11 protein-coding genes are annotated in these 13,781 nt (G+C 31.8%); 2 read left to right on the forward strand and 9 right to left on the reverse strand.

What is annotated here, in order from left to right:
• Positions 1–245 precede the first annotated feature (245 nt).
• The 4 genes from MHZ36_RS09950 to MHZ36_RS09965 are packed head-to-tail and all read right to left on the reverse strand — an operon-like array spanning position 246 to position 4,244.
• Entirely contained in the window at positions 246–1,250 is a 1,005-nt protein-coding gene (locus MHZ36_RS09950) for a Gfo/Idh/MocA family protein (RefSeq protein ID WP_239231362.1), read from the reverse strand.
• Positions 1,251–1,285: 35 nt separating this feature from the next.
• Positions 1,286–2,437 carry a Gfo/Idh/MocA family protein gene (locus MHZ36_RS09955; protein ID WP_239231363.1) on the reverse strand — a complete coding sequence of 384 codons (1,152 nt, stop codon included), beginning with the start codon at positions 2,435–2,437 and terminating at the stop codon, positions 1,286–1,288.
• Complete coding sequence (locus tag MHZ36_RS09960; RefSeq protein ID WP_239231365.1) at positions 2,437–3,321, reverse strand: sugar phosphate isomerase/epimerase family protein; 885 nt, start codon at positions 3,319–3,321, stop codon at positions 2,437–2,439. Before MHZ36_RS09960 ends, MHZ36_RS09955 begins: the two co-directional genes overlap by 1 nt.
• 56 nt (positions 3,322–3,377) lie before the next feature.
• Positions 3,378–4,244: a sugar phosphate isomerase/epimerase family protein gene (locus MHZ36_RS09965; RefSeq protein WP_239231366.1), complete on the reverse strand. Its 867-nt coding sequence runs from the start codon at positions 4,242–4,244 to the stop codon at positions 3,378–3,380.
• Positions 4,245–4,351: 107 nt separating this feature from the next.
• Between MHZ36_RS09965 and MHZ36_RS09970 the strand changes: the two genes are divergently transcribed.
• Positions 4,352–5,227, forward strand: coding sequence for an AraC family transcriptional regulator (locus MHZ36_RS09970; protein WP_239231367.1), 876 nt, complete (start codon positions 4,352–4,354; stop codon positions 5,225–5,227).
• A 218-nt stretch (positions 5,228–5,445) separates the two neighbouring features.
• Positions 5,446–5,997 (forward strand): helix-turn-helix domain-containing protein, encoded by a 552-nt coding sequence (locus tag MHZ36_RS09975; RefSeq protein ID WP_239231369.1) that lies wholly within the window; start codon positions 5,446–5,448, stop codon positions 5,995–5,997.
• 399 nt (positions 5,998–6,396) lie between these two features.
• Here the strand turns inward: MHZ36_RS09975 and sucB are convergent, their stop codons facing one another.
• The 5 genes from sucB to MHZ36_RS10000 all read right to left on the reverse strand — a co-directional run bounded on the left by sucB (position 6,397) and on the right by MHZ36_RS10000 (position 13,765).
• The gene (gene sucB, locus MHZ36_RS09980) at positions 6,397–7,665 is read right to left on the reverse strand and encodes a dihydrolipoyllysine-residue succinyltransferase (protein WP_239231370.1); all 1,269 of its coding nucleotides are present in this window, start codon (positions 7,663–7,665) and stop codon (positions 6,397–6,399) included.
• Between the two features lie 13 nt (positions 7,666–7,678).
• Positions 7,679–10,480, reverse strand: a complete 2,802-nt coding sequence (locus tag MHZ36_RS09985; RefSeq protein WP_239231371.1) for a 2-oxoglutarate dehydrogenase E1 component — start codon at positions 10,478–10,480, stop codon at positions 7,679–7,681.
• A 195-nt stretch (positions 10,481–10,675) separates the two neighbouring features.
• Positions 10,676–12,031 (reverse strand): HAMP domain-containing sensor histidine kinase, encoded by a 1,356-nt coding sequence (locus tag MHZ36_RS09990; RefSeq protein WP_239231373.1) that lies wholly within the window; start codon positions 12,029–12,031, stop codon positions 10,676–10,678.
• Positions 12,028–12,690, reverse strand: coding sequence for a response regulator transcription factor (locus MHZ36_RS09995; protein ID WP_239231374.1), 663 nt, complete (start codon positions 12,688–12,690; stop codon positions 12,028–12,030). The genes MHZ36_RS09990 and MHZ36_RS09995 overlap by 4 nt, the downstream gene beginning before the upstream one ends.
• Positions 12,691–13,150: 460 nt before the next feature.
• Entirely contained in the window at positions 13,151–13,765 is a 615-nt protein-coding gene (locus MHZ36_RS10000) for a phosphatase PAP2 family protein (protein ID WP_239231376.1), read from the reverse strand.
• Positions 13,766–13,781 lie beyond the last annotated feature (16 nt).

Below are 13,781 nucleotides of genomic sequence, written 5' to 3' on the forward strand. Positions count from 1 at the left end.
ATATTTATCATAAAATAATTGTATGGAAGTTAAATAGGAAAAGCAATAATTTGAAGAATTTAAAAAAGCTAATTACAAAATTAAACTATCAACAATTCATTAATACAACAAACTAAGTTTAATTAACTTTCAATATGAATTTTGAGTTTTGAAAAAATAAAGCAGACAAATCCTAAGTGTAAATATCACAAAGAACTTGTCTGCTTTGTATCCTTTTAAAGAAATTTTATTCCATTATGAGGAAATTATTCACTTAAAATAACTGTATTATTTGAGTCAGACGATTTAAATATTGCATCAATCATTATATTTGCAGTAATCGCATCTCGAACATGAATATATTCATTAGTATTATTAAGTATACATTCATAAAAATGATCAATTAATTTACCATGACTTGGACCATAATAAGATTTTGTACCTTCTAATTTGTGGTCTTCAATTATCACTTCTTTATAACCATCGTCATTGACACGTGTAAGTATATTATCTTTAATGGTTAGTTTTTCATTTTCAAAAATAACTTGCAATTCGACACTACTATTTGTATAACTCGCATTAGTCGCAAAAAAGAGTGCTTTCGCTTGATTAGTAAATGAAATATTTGCTGAAGCGGTATCCTCAACCTCTATGTTGTAATCTAAAAGTTGTGTGACACTACCTCGAATCGACTCAATTTTACCGCCTAGAACTTGTATTAAGTCTAAAGTGTGTATAGATTGATTAATTAATACTCCACCACCAGAATGTGCCAAATCTCCACGCCATGTTTTTTCTGTGTAGTACTTCTGCGGACGCGCCCATGTTACTAATCCTTTTAAACCTTTAACAGGTCCATAAATACCACTATTTACAATTTCTTTTAATTTTAGAAATGTATCATTGTATCTGTTTTGAAAACAAATGCCAATTTTAATATTTGGATTATTTTTCTCAAGTGTTAATAATTCTGAACCCTCTTTTGCATTAAGTGCTAATGGTTTTTCTTGGAGTACATGAATGCCTTGATTGACACATTTTTTAGTTGCTGGTAAATGTAAATGATGAGGCAAACAAATATGGACACAATCCAGTTTTTCAGTATTCAACATTTCTGATAAGCTATTATAAAATTTTGCTTCGGGAATTTTATTCATAAGGGTTTGATTATTATCACATACTGCAACAAGTTGGGCTTTTGGATTTTGTTTTATTGCTTGAATATGAACTTTTGAAATATCACCTAGTCCGATAATACCGACATTTAACATCGCTTTCACTCCAATTGATTTGTATTGAAACAAAATTATTTTGAATTTTTTTCTTTTGAGATTTTTTGCTGAAGTACTTCTGCGAATTCTTCTCCGTCAACCGGAAGTGTTACTTCTTTACCTAACCAACTTGATAAGTAAAATGCATTAACTAAATTAACACCATTAATGCCATCACTACCTGGTGCTATAAGGGGTGTACCATCAATAATATTTGCTGCAAAATTATTAAGTACATTAATATGTTGTCCTCCCCAAACACTTTCAAACTCTATGACTTCTTGTGTATAAATATCAGTGAATGACTTTCCTTTGAATATTTCTTGGGCTTCTTTCCAAGTCATATTTTTATTCATAGTCTTTTCTGATTCATTTAATCGTGTAATTGTTAATTTTTTACTATCTTCAACTAAAATCTTTCCTTTATCTCCAGTTATTTCTAATCGATCCGTTCCGATAATGTCATGCGTACAGGTAATAAATACGCCTGTTGCCCCATTACCGTAATCTAGTACCGTTGTGACATCGTCATCAACACTTAAATTTCTTTGGTAACCATATTGTATATTTGAAAAAACTTTTTTCGGTAAACCGCATAACCACTGCAACAAATCGATTTGATGAGGTGCTTGATTTACTAATACACCACCACCTTCTTCCGACCATGTAGCTCGCCAGGCGCTTTGATCATAGTAAGATTGTGGTCTCCACCATGTTGTTATAATCCAGTTGGTACGACGAATATTGCCAATTTCATTAGTATCAATAAGTGTTTTTACTTTCTGATATAAAGGATTCGTACGCTGATTAAAAAAGATACCAAACGTTAAGTGAGATTTAATTTGAGCGAGTTCACTTATTTCTTTTACCTTATCAGCATATATGTCACCTGGTTTTTCTAAAAGTGCATGAACATCATGTAATAAGGCATATTTACCAATCTCGGTATGTAGATAATGCGGCACAGTTGTAACGATAGCATCAACATTATCACTTTTGATTAAAGCTTGATAACTTTCGAAAAATGGAACATCGGGATACAAATTTTGAATTTGTTCTTTTTTGTCCAGATTATTATCACAAATTGCGCCAATAGTCATATTTTCAACTTTTCCATTGTTAATGAATTCTGCGTAAGTACTACCCTGGGCACCAAATCCTATAATTCCTAAACGAACTTTTTTCATTAAACATTCTCCTGTTCTAATTGTTTTAATATAGCCAATAAAGCTTCATACTGAATTTGATAACCCTCTGCTCCATCTTTAGCTGCAACATTTTGTATTGTTTCTGTTGAATGTTCTATTTCTAAATCTTTAATAGAGTCAAAGACAACTAAATGAGGCTCTAAAGTTAAAAAGCCACTATAACCATTTTTGAAAAATTGTTTTAAAATACTTTGAATTTCACCATCCCCATTACCACATATAACATTGACATTGTCTTTATATACTGCATCCTTAATATGAATATATTCTACATAAGGTGCTAGTAGTTCATAACACTCTTGAGGATTTTCTGCACATTGAACGAAATTAGCAAAATCAAAAATTGCTTTAAAATGACGAGAGCTCACTTCATCTAAAATTGTCTTGCATCGACGTCCGATATCCCCAAAAATATCTTTCTCGTTTTCGTGTAATAAAATAATATTATGAGCTTTTGCTATTTCAGCAAACTGACGTAATTTGTTCACTACTTGTATTTTATAGTTATCAAAATTCTCGTCTTTTGGAATATAAAAACTGAAAATCCTTATATATTTGCAGTCAAGTATTTTAGCAATTTCACATAATTCATTTAAAATTGTTATTTGTTGTTGAAATGCAGATTCATCATCGATGTAAATCTTGCCTATTGGTGAACCAATAGAAGATACTGCAATTTCCCATTGTTGAAGTTTAGGTATAACTTGTTCTTTAACAGTATTTACAGTGAATTGACTAATGTTTTTCCCATCTATTGCTCGTAAGGATATATAATTCATACCTAATTGTTTCACTGTTTTTAACTGTGTAGTAAAATCCGAAGCAATTTCATCCGAAAAGCCTGATATTTTTATATTATTCATAGTAACTCTCTCCTTTAATTTGTTAGCGCTTACAATTTTGAGCGCGATTTTAAAGTTTAGAACCAATCTCGGTAGCCAATATCCAATAAATAATCACGGCTTGTAATTAAACAATCATATGCATCCTTACCGTATAGTGCATCTTGTTCTACGAAGAAATATTCACTGCCACTGTCATAACCAGCTTGAATAATCTCTGGTAACGGTAAGTTACCTTCACCAAGTTCAGCAAATTGAGTAATCATGTGTAACATAAAATAAATTTTTTCGTGTCCTTCACCTGGATATTGATTCATATCAATTTCACCGATTCTATAATCTTTTAAATGAATTGCTCGAATACGATTTTTATAGTTTTTCAGTACTGTGATAGGATCCAGACCAGCTCTCCATATCCAATGAATATCTAATTCGAAGCCGAGAAGTGTAGTACTATCGCGCATTAAATCCAACATATAATGTCCATCATATTTAACGAATTCTAAATTATGTGCATGGTAATACAAATCAATTCCTTCATTTTTTAGTTGTTTGGCATAGCGCTCACACTTATTTGCAAAATTCAGAGCCTTTTCTTTAGAACCCATATAATTTATAGGTAACATACCTATCCTTAAAATATTACAATTTACAGCTTTACAATCTGTAATGATTTTATCAATATTATTTTCTAGTGTGTCTCCAGGAAAATTTTCAGTTTCTGAAATATCTTCTACACCACAAGACAATGCTGAAATTTCAATGCCTAAATCTTTAATTGCCCTTTGCATTTCATTAATATTATGTGCAGTCATTTCAATTTGTGATACTTCAAAGCTATTGTAGCCTATATTGTGAACTTTCTTTAAAACAGCGTAGATGCCCTCTTCATTCACTTTGTCTCTAAGCATCATCATTTGAACGCCTATACGTGGTTTTGTCATAAAGCTCATCCTTTCTATAAAACTGTTATAATATAATTATATATTGTTAGAAAATTATGAACATTGTAATTAAATAGGAATAGTTTGTTTTTTGAGGAGGGTTTTGTATGTCACATAAAGATGAAATGATGTTAAAACTTGATACAATTTCCTTAAATCAGCATGGTAGGTATGTAGCGTGGCATAAAATTAGTGATGGACATTTCGGTAATGAACTACATTATCATGATCATTATGAATTATTTTTTTCTTTATCTGGCAACATGCTATATACAATTGGAGATTGCACATATAAATTAGATGTAGGCTCTCTATTAATTATTGAACCTTTTGAATTTCATAAGTTAAATGAACAATTAGATGGCCATGCAGAAAGAATTGGGTTACGGTTTAACAGTGAAATATTAAATGAATTATCAACTGAAGGCTTTGATTTAGGACAATGTTTCGATATGACTTCGAGCCATTTTAAAAGGCTATTACAATTATCAGAGGTACAAAAACGAGAGTTGCACTACATCTGGCAAGGATTATTAAAAGAACAAGATCATAATTATATTGGAAAACCCTTAAATGAAAATGCTCTGTTAACTCAATTTTTTGTAATTTTGAATAGAGTTGCAGAAGATAACCGAATGATGGATCCTCATCAATATTACGGTTCGGAATTAGTTAGACAAATATTAGATTATATGGAAATGAATTTTTCTAAACCAATTTCTTTGGAAGATTTAGAAAATAAATTTTATGTAAGCAGATATAAAATAACAGAACAGTTTACCAAATTAGTAGGTTATCCTCCATATAAATATTTACTACAAAAAAGGTTGCAACATGCTCAATATTTGTTGGAAAATGGTGAGAATCCACAACAAGTTGCTAGTTTATGTGGTTTTACAGATTACTCCAATTTTTATAGAAGATTTAAAACGACCTATGGTTGTAGTCCTAGGAACTATTTAAATAATCACAGCAGACCATAATGATAACGTGATATCCAAATGGATTTAAATGCATATTTAATGATTTTTGTTCCTTTTAAATATATCAAATTTATAAAATAATTTAAGAAAGTAGCTTTAAAACAATATTTCAACCCTCCCCTAACGACATATATGTTATAATGTATGAAAAGTTGTTATAACATATGCACTCAACATCTTGTTATATACATTTTTTTGAATATTGAGGTGAAGTATATATGGATGAAATAAACAACGTCGTATCAGAAAACTTAAAATTTTACCGTAAACAAAATGGATATTCTTTAGAATATTTAGCATCTTTAACCGGTGTAAGTAAAGCGATGTTAGGACAGATTGAAAGAAAAGAATCAATTCCCTCCCTTACTACATTATGGAAAATCGCACAAGGTTTGAGGTTATCATTTGCTGAACTCACATCAGAGATTCTAATCAATCATGTTAAGAAAGTTCCGGTAGAACGAATTGAAATGATACAATCTTCTGAATATGGTTACATAATCTATCCATATTTTCCATTTGATATACAGAAGAAGTTTGAAACAAATATGATTTGTTTAGAATCAAATGGCCATTTATCGGGAACTCCTTATGGCTCGAACAGTACAGTATACATAACAGTTTATGATGGTCATTTAACATTAGAAGTTGATGGTGAATGCTACACAATTAACGCATATGATTCAATTAAGTTTAATGGTAATGTTTTTCATTTATTTGAAAATCATTCAAATAGCGAGTGTAGGTTTAATATGATTGTTCACTACTAAATGGTTAGTTGGATTTAACCATACTGTGATTTGAGACTTATATTATAGATTGTTATACTTTTCTATTGAATATTGATATGTATTATAATTATATTAGGAAATTTTAAAATAACCCATCAGATTCTGTCTGAAGGGTTATTTTTAAGTAATGTAAAAGCTGATATTTAAGTAGTTATACATAAAATTGAAGGTACAGCATAATAAAAGGATAATGAAAAACATTGCCCTAGAGCGAGTAATGGCAACAATCAGTGTCTATAATTTTAGACACTTTTTTTAATGCTTATCTAGTTTTAATAACAGTGCTATGGAAGATTTTTCCAAATGCATAAAAACATAAAAATACAACGACGCTGAACGCCGTTGTATTTGGGTTTATAAACTATTTTGTGTTATGGATTAAGATTCTAATAGTAAATCTTCAGGATTTTCGATTAAATCTTTAATTGTTTTTAAGAATCCTACTGCTTCTTTACCATCGATAATTCTGTGGTCGTAACTCAATGCGATGTACATCATTGGACGATTTTCAATAGTGTCAGCATCTATTGCGATTGGACGAGTTATAATTGAATGCATACCTAATATTGCAGCTTGGCTACCATTAATGATTGGTGTTGACATCATTGATCCAAAAATACCACCATTTGTAATCGTGAATGAACCATTCACCATATCATCTAAACCTAATTTTTTATCACGGGCTTTTTTAGCTAAGTTTGCAATTTCATTTTCAATTTCAGCAAAATTCTTTTTATCGCAGTCTCTAACAAATGGTACAAGTAATCCATCATCTGTCGAAACAGCTACACCAATATCATAAAATTGTTTAGTAATCATATCATCGCCATCAATTTCAGCATTTACTTCAGGGTATTTTTTCAATGCAGCAACAGCAGCTTTAGTGAAGAATGACATGAAACCTAATTTTGTACCATCGTGATCTTTAATGAACTGTTCTTTTTTACGCTTACGTAAATTCATGACGTTCGTCATATCAATTTCATTAAAAGTCGTTAACATAGCTGTATTATTAGAAACTTCTAATAATTTTTTAGCTGCTGTTTTTTTACGACGAGACATTTTTTCTCTAATTACAGGTTTAGATGGGTTTTGTGGTTGAGCTTTTTTAGGTTCTTCTTTGGTAGTAGATTGAGTAGCTTGTTGACTATTAGATTGACTTTGATCTACATGCGATTTGCGTACGACATCATTTGATTGCGGTGCTACCTCAGTTAAATCTATACCTTTTTCTCGAGCATATTTACGTGCTGATGGTGTCGCATTAACGCGTTGATGTGAGTCTTTTTCTGCAGAAGTAGCACTATCATCTGTTGCTGATGATTGAGCTTGCTTACTTTCTTCAGTAGAACCTTCTTTAGGTTCTTCTTGTTTTGGTGTGTTATCAGTAGAATCACCATTCGCATTGCCACTAGCTTCTCCGACAACTGCAATTGCTTGACCTACCTCAACTGTATCACCTTCATTAGCTAATTGTTCTTGGATGACACCAGCTTCTTCTGAAACTACTTCAACATTTACTTTGTCTGTTTCTAATTCGACGATAGCTTCACCTTTTTCTACACTATCCCCAACTTGTTTTAACCATTCTGCAATGGTACCTTCTGTGATTGATTCTGCTAATTCTGGAACTTTTACCTCTGGCATGCTTAACTTCCCCCTAGTTAATTTTTGTACTTTGTTCTAGTATCATATTTTGAACGAGTTTATGAATTTCACCGTCACCTTCAGCTGGTGCTGAACGTTGAATACGACCGTGATAACTCAAATCATATTTATCAGTTGTAAGTTCTTTTAAATATGGATAAACAAATGACCAAGCGCCTTGGTTTTTAGGTTCTTCTTGAACCCAAGCCACATTCTCAAGATTTGGCAATTCATTCAATAACGCTTTAATTTCCAAATCAGGGAAAGGATAAAGTCTTTCTACAGCTATTAAAAGAATAGACTCATCTGGATTTTTAGCTAAGTGTTCTTTTAAATCGATAAACATTTTACCTGATGCTAAAATAACTTTCTTTACAGCATCTTTATCGTGTGATTCTGGTAAAATGGCTTCAAATTTACCAGTTGTAAATTTGTGTATTGGATCAGCAACCGTTTTATTACGTAATAAACTCTTCGGTGACATAACAACTAATGGTCTCATAGATTGTGAATCTAAGTTAGCTGCTTGAGCACGTAATAAATGGTAGTAATTACTAGAACTAGATAAATTAACAACCGTTGCGTTGTTTTCACCTGCAAGTTGTAAAAATCTTTCTAATCGTGCAGATGAATGCTCGGGACCTTGACCTTCAAATGAATGTGGTAATAATAATGTCAAACCTGAACGTTCTCCCCATTTAGCTCTCGCACTAAATAAGAAGTTGTCGAATATCATTTGTGCCATATTTGAGAAGTCACCATATTGCGCTTCCCATATTGTCATACACCCTTTGTTTTGTACGTTATAACCATACTCAAAGCCAACTACAGCAGCTTCTGAAAGTGGTGAGTTTCGTACTTCAAACGTGGCTTTTTGATTAGGTACATGATGTAATGGTACATATTCTTCACCGGTATCTGGATCGTGTAATACAGCGTGGCGGTGGCTGAAAGTTCCGCGCTCACTATCTTGTCCAGTTAAGCGGATTGGATTGCCATTTTGTGTGATTGTCGCAAATGCTAATTGTTCTGCATGTGCCCAATCTACTAAACCATCTTCGCTTTCAAATGGTTCTTGTCGTTTTTCAAGTACTTTACTAAGTTTTTTCAAAACATTAAATCCAGATGGATAAGTGAGCATCGCATCGTTGATTTCTTTAAGTTTCTCTAAACTTACATCATCATTTTTCGTCTGAATGGGTTCAGCTAAACTTTCAGGTTTTTGCATGTCTGGATTATCCATTTTATCGTTTTTATCAATTTTATCATGTGCAGCACGTAATGTTTTTTGTACTCCGTCTATGATTTGGTTCATTTGATCTTCAGAGATAATACCCTCATCAACGAGTTGCTTACCGTAAAGTACATCTACAGGATCATGTTTACGAATTTCATGGTATTGTAGTGGGTTTGTTATAGATGGTTCATCCATTTCGTTATGCCCGTAACGACGATAACCAACAAGGTCAATAACAACATCTTTATGGAATTCTTTTCTAAACGCCATTGCAATTTCTATAGCTTCGATAGTAGCTTCAACATCATCAGCATTCACATGCATAATTGGAACGTCATAGCCTTTAGCTACATCCGATGAATAAGTTGTTGAGCGTCCATCATTCGGCTCAGTAGTAAAACCAATACGGTTATTTGTAATGATGTGTAATGAACCGCCTGTAGAATAACCGTCTAAATTACCTAAGTTCATAGCTTCAAAGTTGATTCCTTGACCTGGGTAAGCAGCATCACCATGAATAATAATAGGCATTGCTTTTCTGAACTCTGTTGAAACGGTACCAGATTTATATGTGTTATCTTGAGCTGCTCTTGTTTTACCTAATACCACTGGTGACACAATTTCTAAATGGCTTGGGTTATTTGCTAGGGAAATTCGCTGTTCAATACCATAAGATTGTGTTGTCTTGACACCGCCTAAATGATATTTAACGTCTCCTGACCATCCAGAAGTTAATTGAAGGCTTCCATCTTTAGGTAAAAATTTCATTGGATCGGTATGCATGAATTCTGAAATCATCATTTCATAAGGCTTCTCAAGTACATGTGTTAACACATTTAATCTACCTCGATGTGCCATACCAATTTGGATATTTTGAATGCCTTCGTCGCTAGCAAGTTTTAATGTTTGTTGAAGCATTGGTACAAGTGTATCTACACCCTCGATTGAAAAGCGTTTTGCGCCAACGAAGTTTTTGTGTAAATATTTTTCGAATCCTTCAACATGTGCTAATTTTTTAAATAATTCGATTTTTTGATTTTCATTTAATAAAGCTTTATATGGTGTTTCAATTCTTCTCTTCAACCATACACGTTCTTTATTATTATTGATATGTGTATATTCAAAAGCGATTGGTCCTTTGTATCGCTTTTCCATGCGTACTATAGCTTCATAAGCATTATCATAAATATCTTTAAAATGCTCTGAAACAATACCAGCAGAGATAGATTCAAGCGTTTCACGATCTAAATTAAAATCTTCTATACTTAATTTTGGAACATGTTCTCTTGCTGGCTTGTTGACTGGATAAATATTTGCCAATAAATGCCCATATTGACGAATATTATCAATCAGGCGCATTACACGTTTAATCGTGCTATCACCTTTAGCCGATTGTGATTGATTTGATGCATTTGTTTCGATGTTTGCTTCACCGTTTTTAATTGTACTAAATAGGACTTGCAAATCTTCAGGGACTGAAGTAGGATCGTTCAGATAAACATCGTATAAATCCAAAACATATCCAAGATTTGCCCCGAAATTCACAGGTGCCTCGGTAACCTGTTTTTCGTTGCTCATTTTACACCCTCCACAAAATAGTTGAAACGCTTACACAACAATAATAGCATTAAATTTATTCAAATTAAAGTACCAATAAGGCACTAATGTGAAAAAAGCAGAACCTTATATAAAATGGCTCTGCTTTTTGTTATTTTCATTTAATAGTGTAACATATAATTTTTAGCCAATTAATAGTTGCGGGCTACGCACGGATTAAAATACTATCCTAAAAGTGGTGTATTTCCCTATATCGCTTTCGACTTGTATTGTACCATTGTTCAATTCTATTATTTTCTTCGCAATTGAAAGCCCTAGTCCATTTCCACCTAATTTTCGAGAACGAGATTTATCTACTCTATAAAATCGATCAAATATAAATTCAATGTCTTCTTTTGGTATACCAACACCATGATCTGTGATTTCAATAGATATTTGTTTATTTTTTAAATTAGTTTGAATATGAATATATTTATTGATTTGGTCATACTTCATTGCATTATCAATAAAGATAATTAAAACTTGTTCTAATTGATAACGGTCAATTTTTATATTTAATGGTTTTGAGTAAGGTTCGAATTCAAATGTATAATCATGATGTAGTTGTTCGAGTGATTTGATACGCGATGCAATTTCATGGTTGATTTCTACATTTTCTAATTCTTTGAATTTAGTATTTGTATTATCCTTTGTTAATAAAAGTAATTCCTCGACTAGTTTTGTAATACGCTCCATTTCTTCTAATGAAATATCTAAAGATTCTTCTAAGATGGCAGCGTCTTTTTTTCCCCATCGTTGAATTAAGTTTAAATGTCCTTGAATAATTTGTAACGGCGTTCTTAGCTCATGAGAGGCATCTTCAACAAATTGTCTTTGTTGGTTGAATGATTCCTCTAATTGGTACATCATAGCGTTAAAAGTAACGATTAAGTTATCCGTTTCTTCATAATTTGTAGTCAGTTCTACTTTTTCTTGGAAACCATCACGACGAATTTGTTGCATCTTATTAGACATTAATATGAGTGGCTTTGTAATTTGTGATGAAAAGAAATAACTAATAATTGCTGTGATAAATGTTGCTATAACACCGAAGATTAATGCAATAAAATATAATGAGCTTACAAGGGCATTATAATCTTCTAAAGAATGAACGATGATGCTATAGCCTTGAAAGTTTGGCATATCGATATGTCTTGTAATGACTAGATATTCGTTATTATGTTCTGTTTTTGCAACAACATGATTAATATCTGTTTTTTGCAATTTTGGAGAAACATCAATTGAATGAGTGTTAGAGGTTTCTATTATTTTTTTTCCATCTTCATTAAAAAGCATGACTTTCTGAAAATTACCTAATGCAGCATTTAAATCTAGTGGTGTTATTTCAGATAATCGCTTAGTATCAAATAGTTTTTGTATATCTTCAGAACTTCTCTCAGCCTCATCTAATTCATTATGCCTAAGTGAACTACTTAAGAAAAATATAATGATAATACTGAAAAAGAAAATTGTTAAGAATGTAATCGTAGTTGTGATGATCATCCATTTTGTGCGTAATTTTCTTTGCTTCATTGTCTTATCACATACCCGACACCACGTACTGTCTCAATATACTTGTCTTTATTAAATGGTTTTAATTTATTGCGTAGATACCTAATATATACATCAACAACGTTGGTTTCGACTTCGCTATTATAACCCCATACATCTGTTATAATTTGCTCTCTTTGCATAACGTGATTACGATTCTCAGCAAGTAAAAAAAGTAAATCATATTCTGTTTTTGTTAAATCTAGGGCTTCCCCATCTACGGTTACTTTAAATGCTTCTTTATCTATAATGAGTCCATTAATATCAATAACATTCTTTTTAGGTTGTCTACGTAACATTGCTCTTATACGTGCTAGTAGTTCTTCAATATCAAAAGGTTTTACAATATAATCATCGGCACCATAATCTAAACCAGCAACTTTGTCATAGGTATCACTTTTAGCTGTGATAATAATTATAGGCGTACTCTGGCTCTGTCTAATTTGTCTACAAATCTCTAGACCATTTATATTTGGTAACATTAAGTCTAGAAGTATCAGATCATATGTATTAGTAAGTGCCATGTCTAGGCCTAATTTACCATCATTTTCAATATCTACTATATAATTTTCATGTTCTAATTCAAGTTCGATGAAACGAGCAAGATTTTGTTCGTCTTCTACAATTAATATTTTTGTCATATTTTGCACCTCTCTTATATATTAAAGGAAAATAAATAATGTAGAAAGACATTATCATTATTTGTTGATAAATTGTTAATTTGATCATTTATCATTTGTATTGAGAATGAATATCATTTATAATCATTTTTATCACGTGAATATTGTTATGGAAAGCATTAAAGGAATAATTTAAAAAAATTCCAATTTCTAATTGACAATTATTCTCAGTGAGGTATAATGTAATTGAAAATGATTATCAATTCCAAACATAAGACATTCCCCCCCACACATATTTGTTCTTAGTTGGGTTAATCATTTTCATAAATATCCCCTTTTATATGCCCGTAAAAGACTAACGTTGCGAGACGACGTGAAATATAAAAGCCGGTTTTACTTTGTAAAATCGGCTTTTATAATAAATTTTGACACATAAAAAGGCAGTTAGATGATATTTTCATCTAACTGCTTTTTGAATTGTTTAAACTTGTAGTTTGTGTCTTAAGATTAACGTAGAAAGTACTACACAAAATGCACCACCAATTATCCCAGCTATTATATCAGTTGGATAATGTACGCCTAAATATACACGTGATGATGAAATCATAATAATAAATAAAGCGGATAGACCTATCATAAATGCTTTTGATTTTCCTTTTAAGACACGGTTTGCGATATAAATTGAACTACCAAAAAATGCTGTCGATCCCATTGCATGACCACTAGGAAAACTGAATCCTGAAATATCGATTAGTCTAAGTAATGTTGGTCGCTCTCTATCAAATATGTTTTTTAGTAATGGGTTCAAAGTACTAGATAAACTCATTGCAATTGCAAAAAATAATGCTTCAATATTTAGCCGTTTAAGCATTAAATACGCTACTAGCATAAGTGATAATGTCACCATCGCCCAAACTTCTCCAACTTTGGTAAACCCTAAAAAAATCGACGTACTTATAAAACTTTCAGAAGAATAAATAAATTCATAAACTTCACTATCGATCCATTTTCCTAATCTGGATTCGTGAAAAAATGCAATGATGCCAAAGATTAATGTAAAGATAATTAATAATGAAATTCTTTTCCAACGACTCATTGCACACACCTCCAGC

The organism is Staphylococcus sp. ACRSN (genome assembly GCF_022346615.1).
Classification (GTDB): Bacteria; Bacillota; Bacilli; order Staphylococcales; family Staphylococcaceae; genus Staphylococcus.

Excerpts from the sequence above, each read along its gene's own strand:
- MHZ36_RS09950 (WP_239231362.1), bottom strand. The coding sequence starts at position 1,250 with ATGTTAAATGTCGGTATTATCGGACTAGGTGATATTTCAAAAGTTCAT.
- MHZ36_RS09955 (WP_239231363.1), bottom strand. The coding sequence starts at position 2,437 with ATGAAAAAAGTTCGTTTAGGAATTATAGGATTTGGTGCCCAGGGTAGT.
- MHZ36_RS09960 (WP_239231365.1), bottom strand. The coding sequence starts at position 3,321 with ATGAATAATATAAAAATATCAGGCTTTTCGGATGAAATTGCTTCGGAT.
- MHZ36_RS09965 (WP_239231366.1), bottom strand. The coding sequence starts at position 4,244 with ATGACAAAACCACGTATAGGCGTTCAAATGATGATGCTTAGAGACAAA.
- MHZ36_RS09970 (WP_239231367.1), top strand. The coding sequence starts at position 4,352 with ATGTCACATAAAGATGAAATGATGTTAAAACTTGATACAATTTCCTTA.
- MHZ36_RS09975 (WP_239231369.1), top strand. The coding sequence starts at position 5,446 with ATGGATGAAATAAACAACGTCGTATCAGAAAACTTAAAATTTTACCGT.
- sucB (WP_239231370.1), bottom strand. The coding sequence starts at position 7,665 with ATGCCAGAGGTAAAAGTTCCAGAATTAGCAGAATCAATCACAGAAGGT.
- MHZ36_RS09985 (WP_239231371.1), bottom strand. The coding sequence starts at position 10,480 with ATGAGCAACGAAAAACAGGTTACCGAGGCACCTGTGAATTTCGGGGCA.
- MHZ36_RS09990 (WP_239231373.1), bottom strand. The coding sequence starts at position 12,031 with ATGAAGCAAAGAAAATTACGCACAAAATGGATGATCATCACAACTACG.
- MHZ36_RS09995 (WP_239231374.1), bottom strand. The coding sequence starts at position 12,690 with ATGACAAAAATATTAATTGTAGAAGACGAACAAAATCTTGCTCGTTTC.
- MHZ36_RS10000 (WP_239231376.1), bottom strand. The coding sequence starts at position 13,765 with ATGAGTCGTTGGAAAAGAATTTCATTATTAATTATCTTTACATTAATC.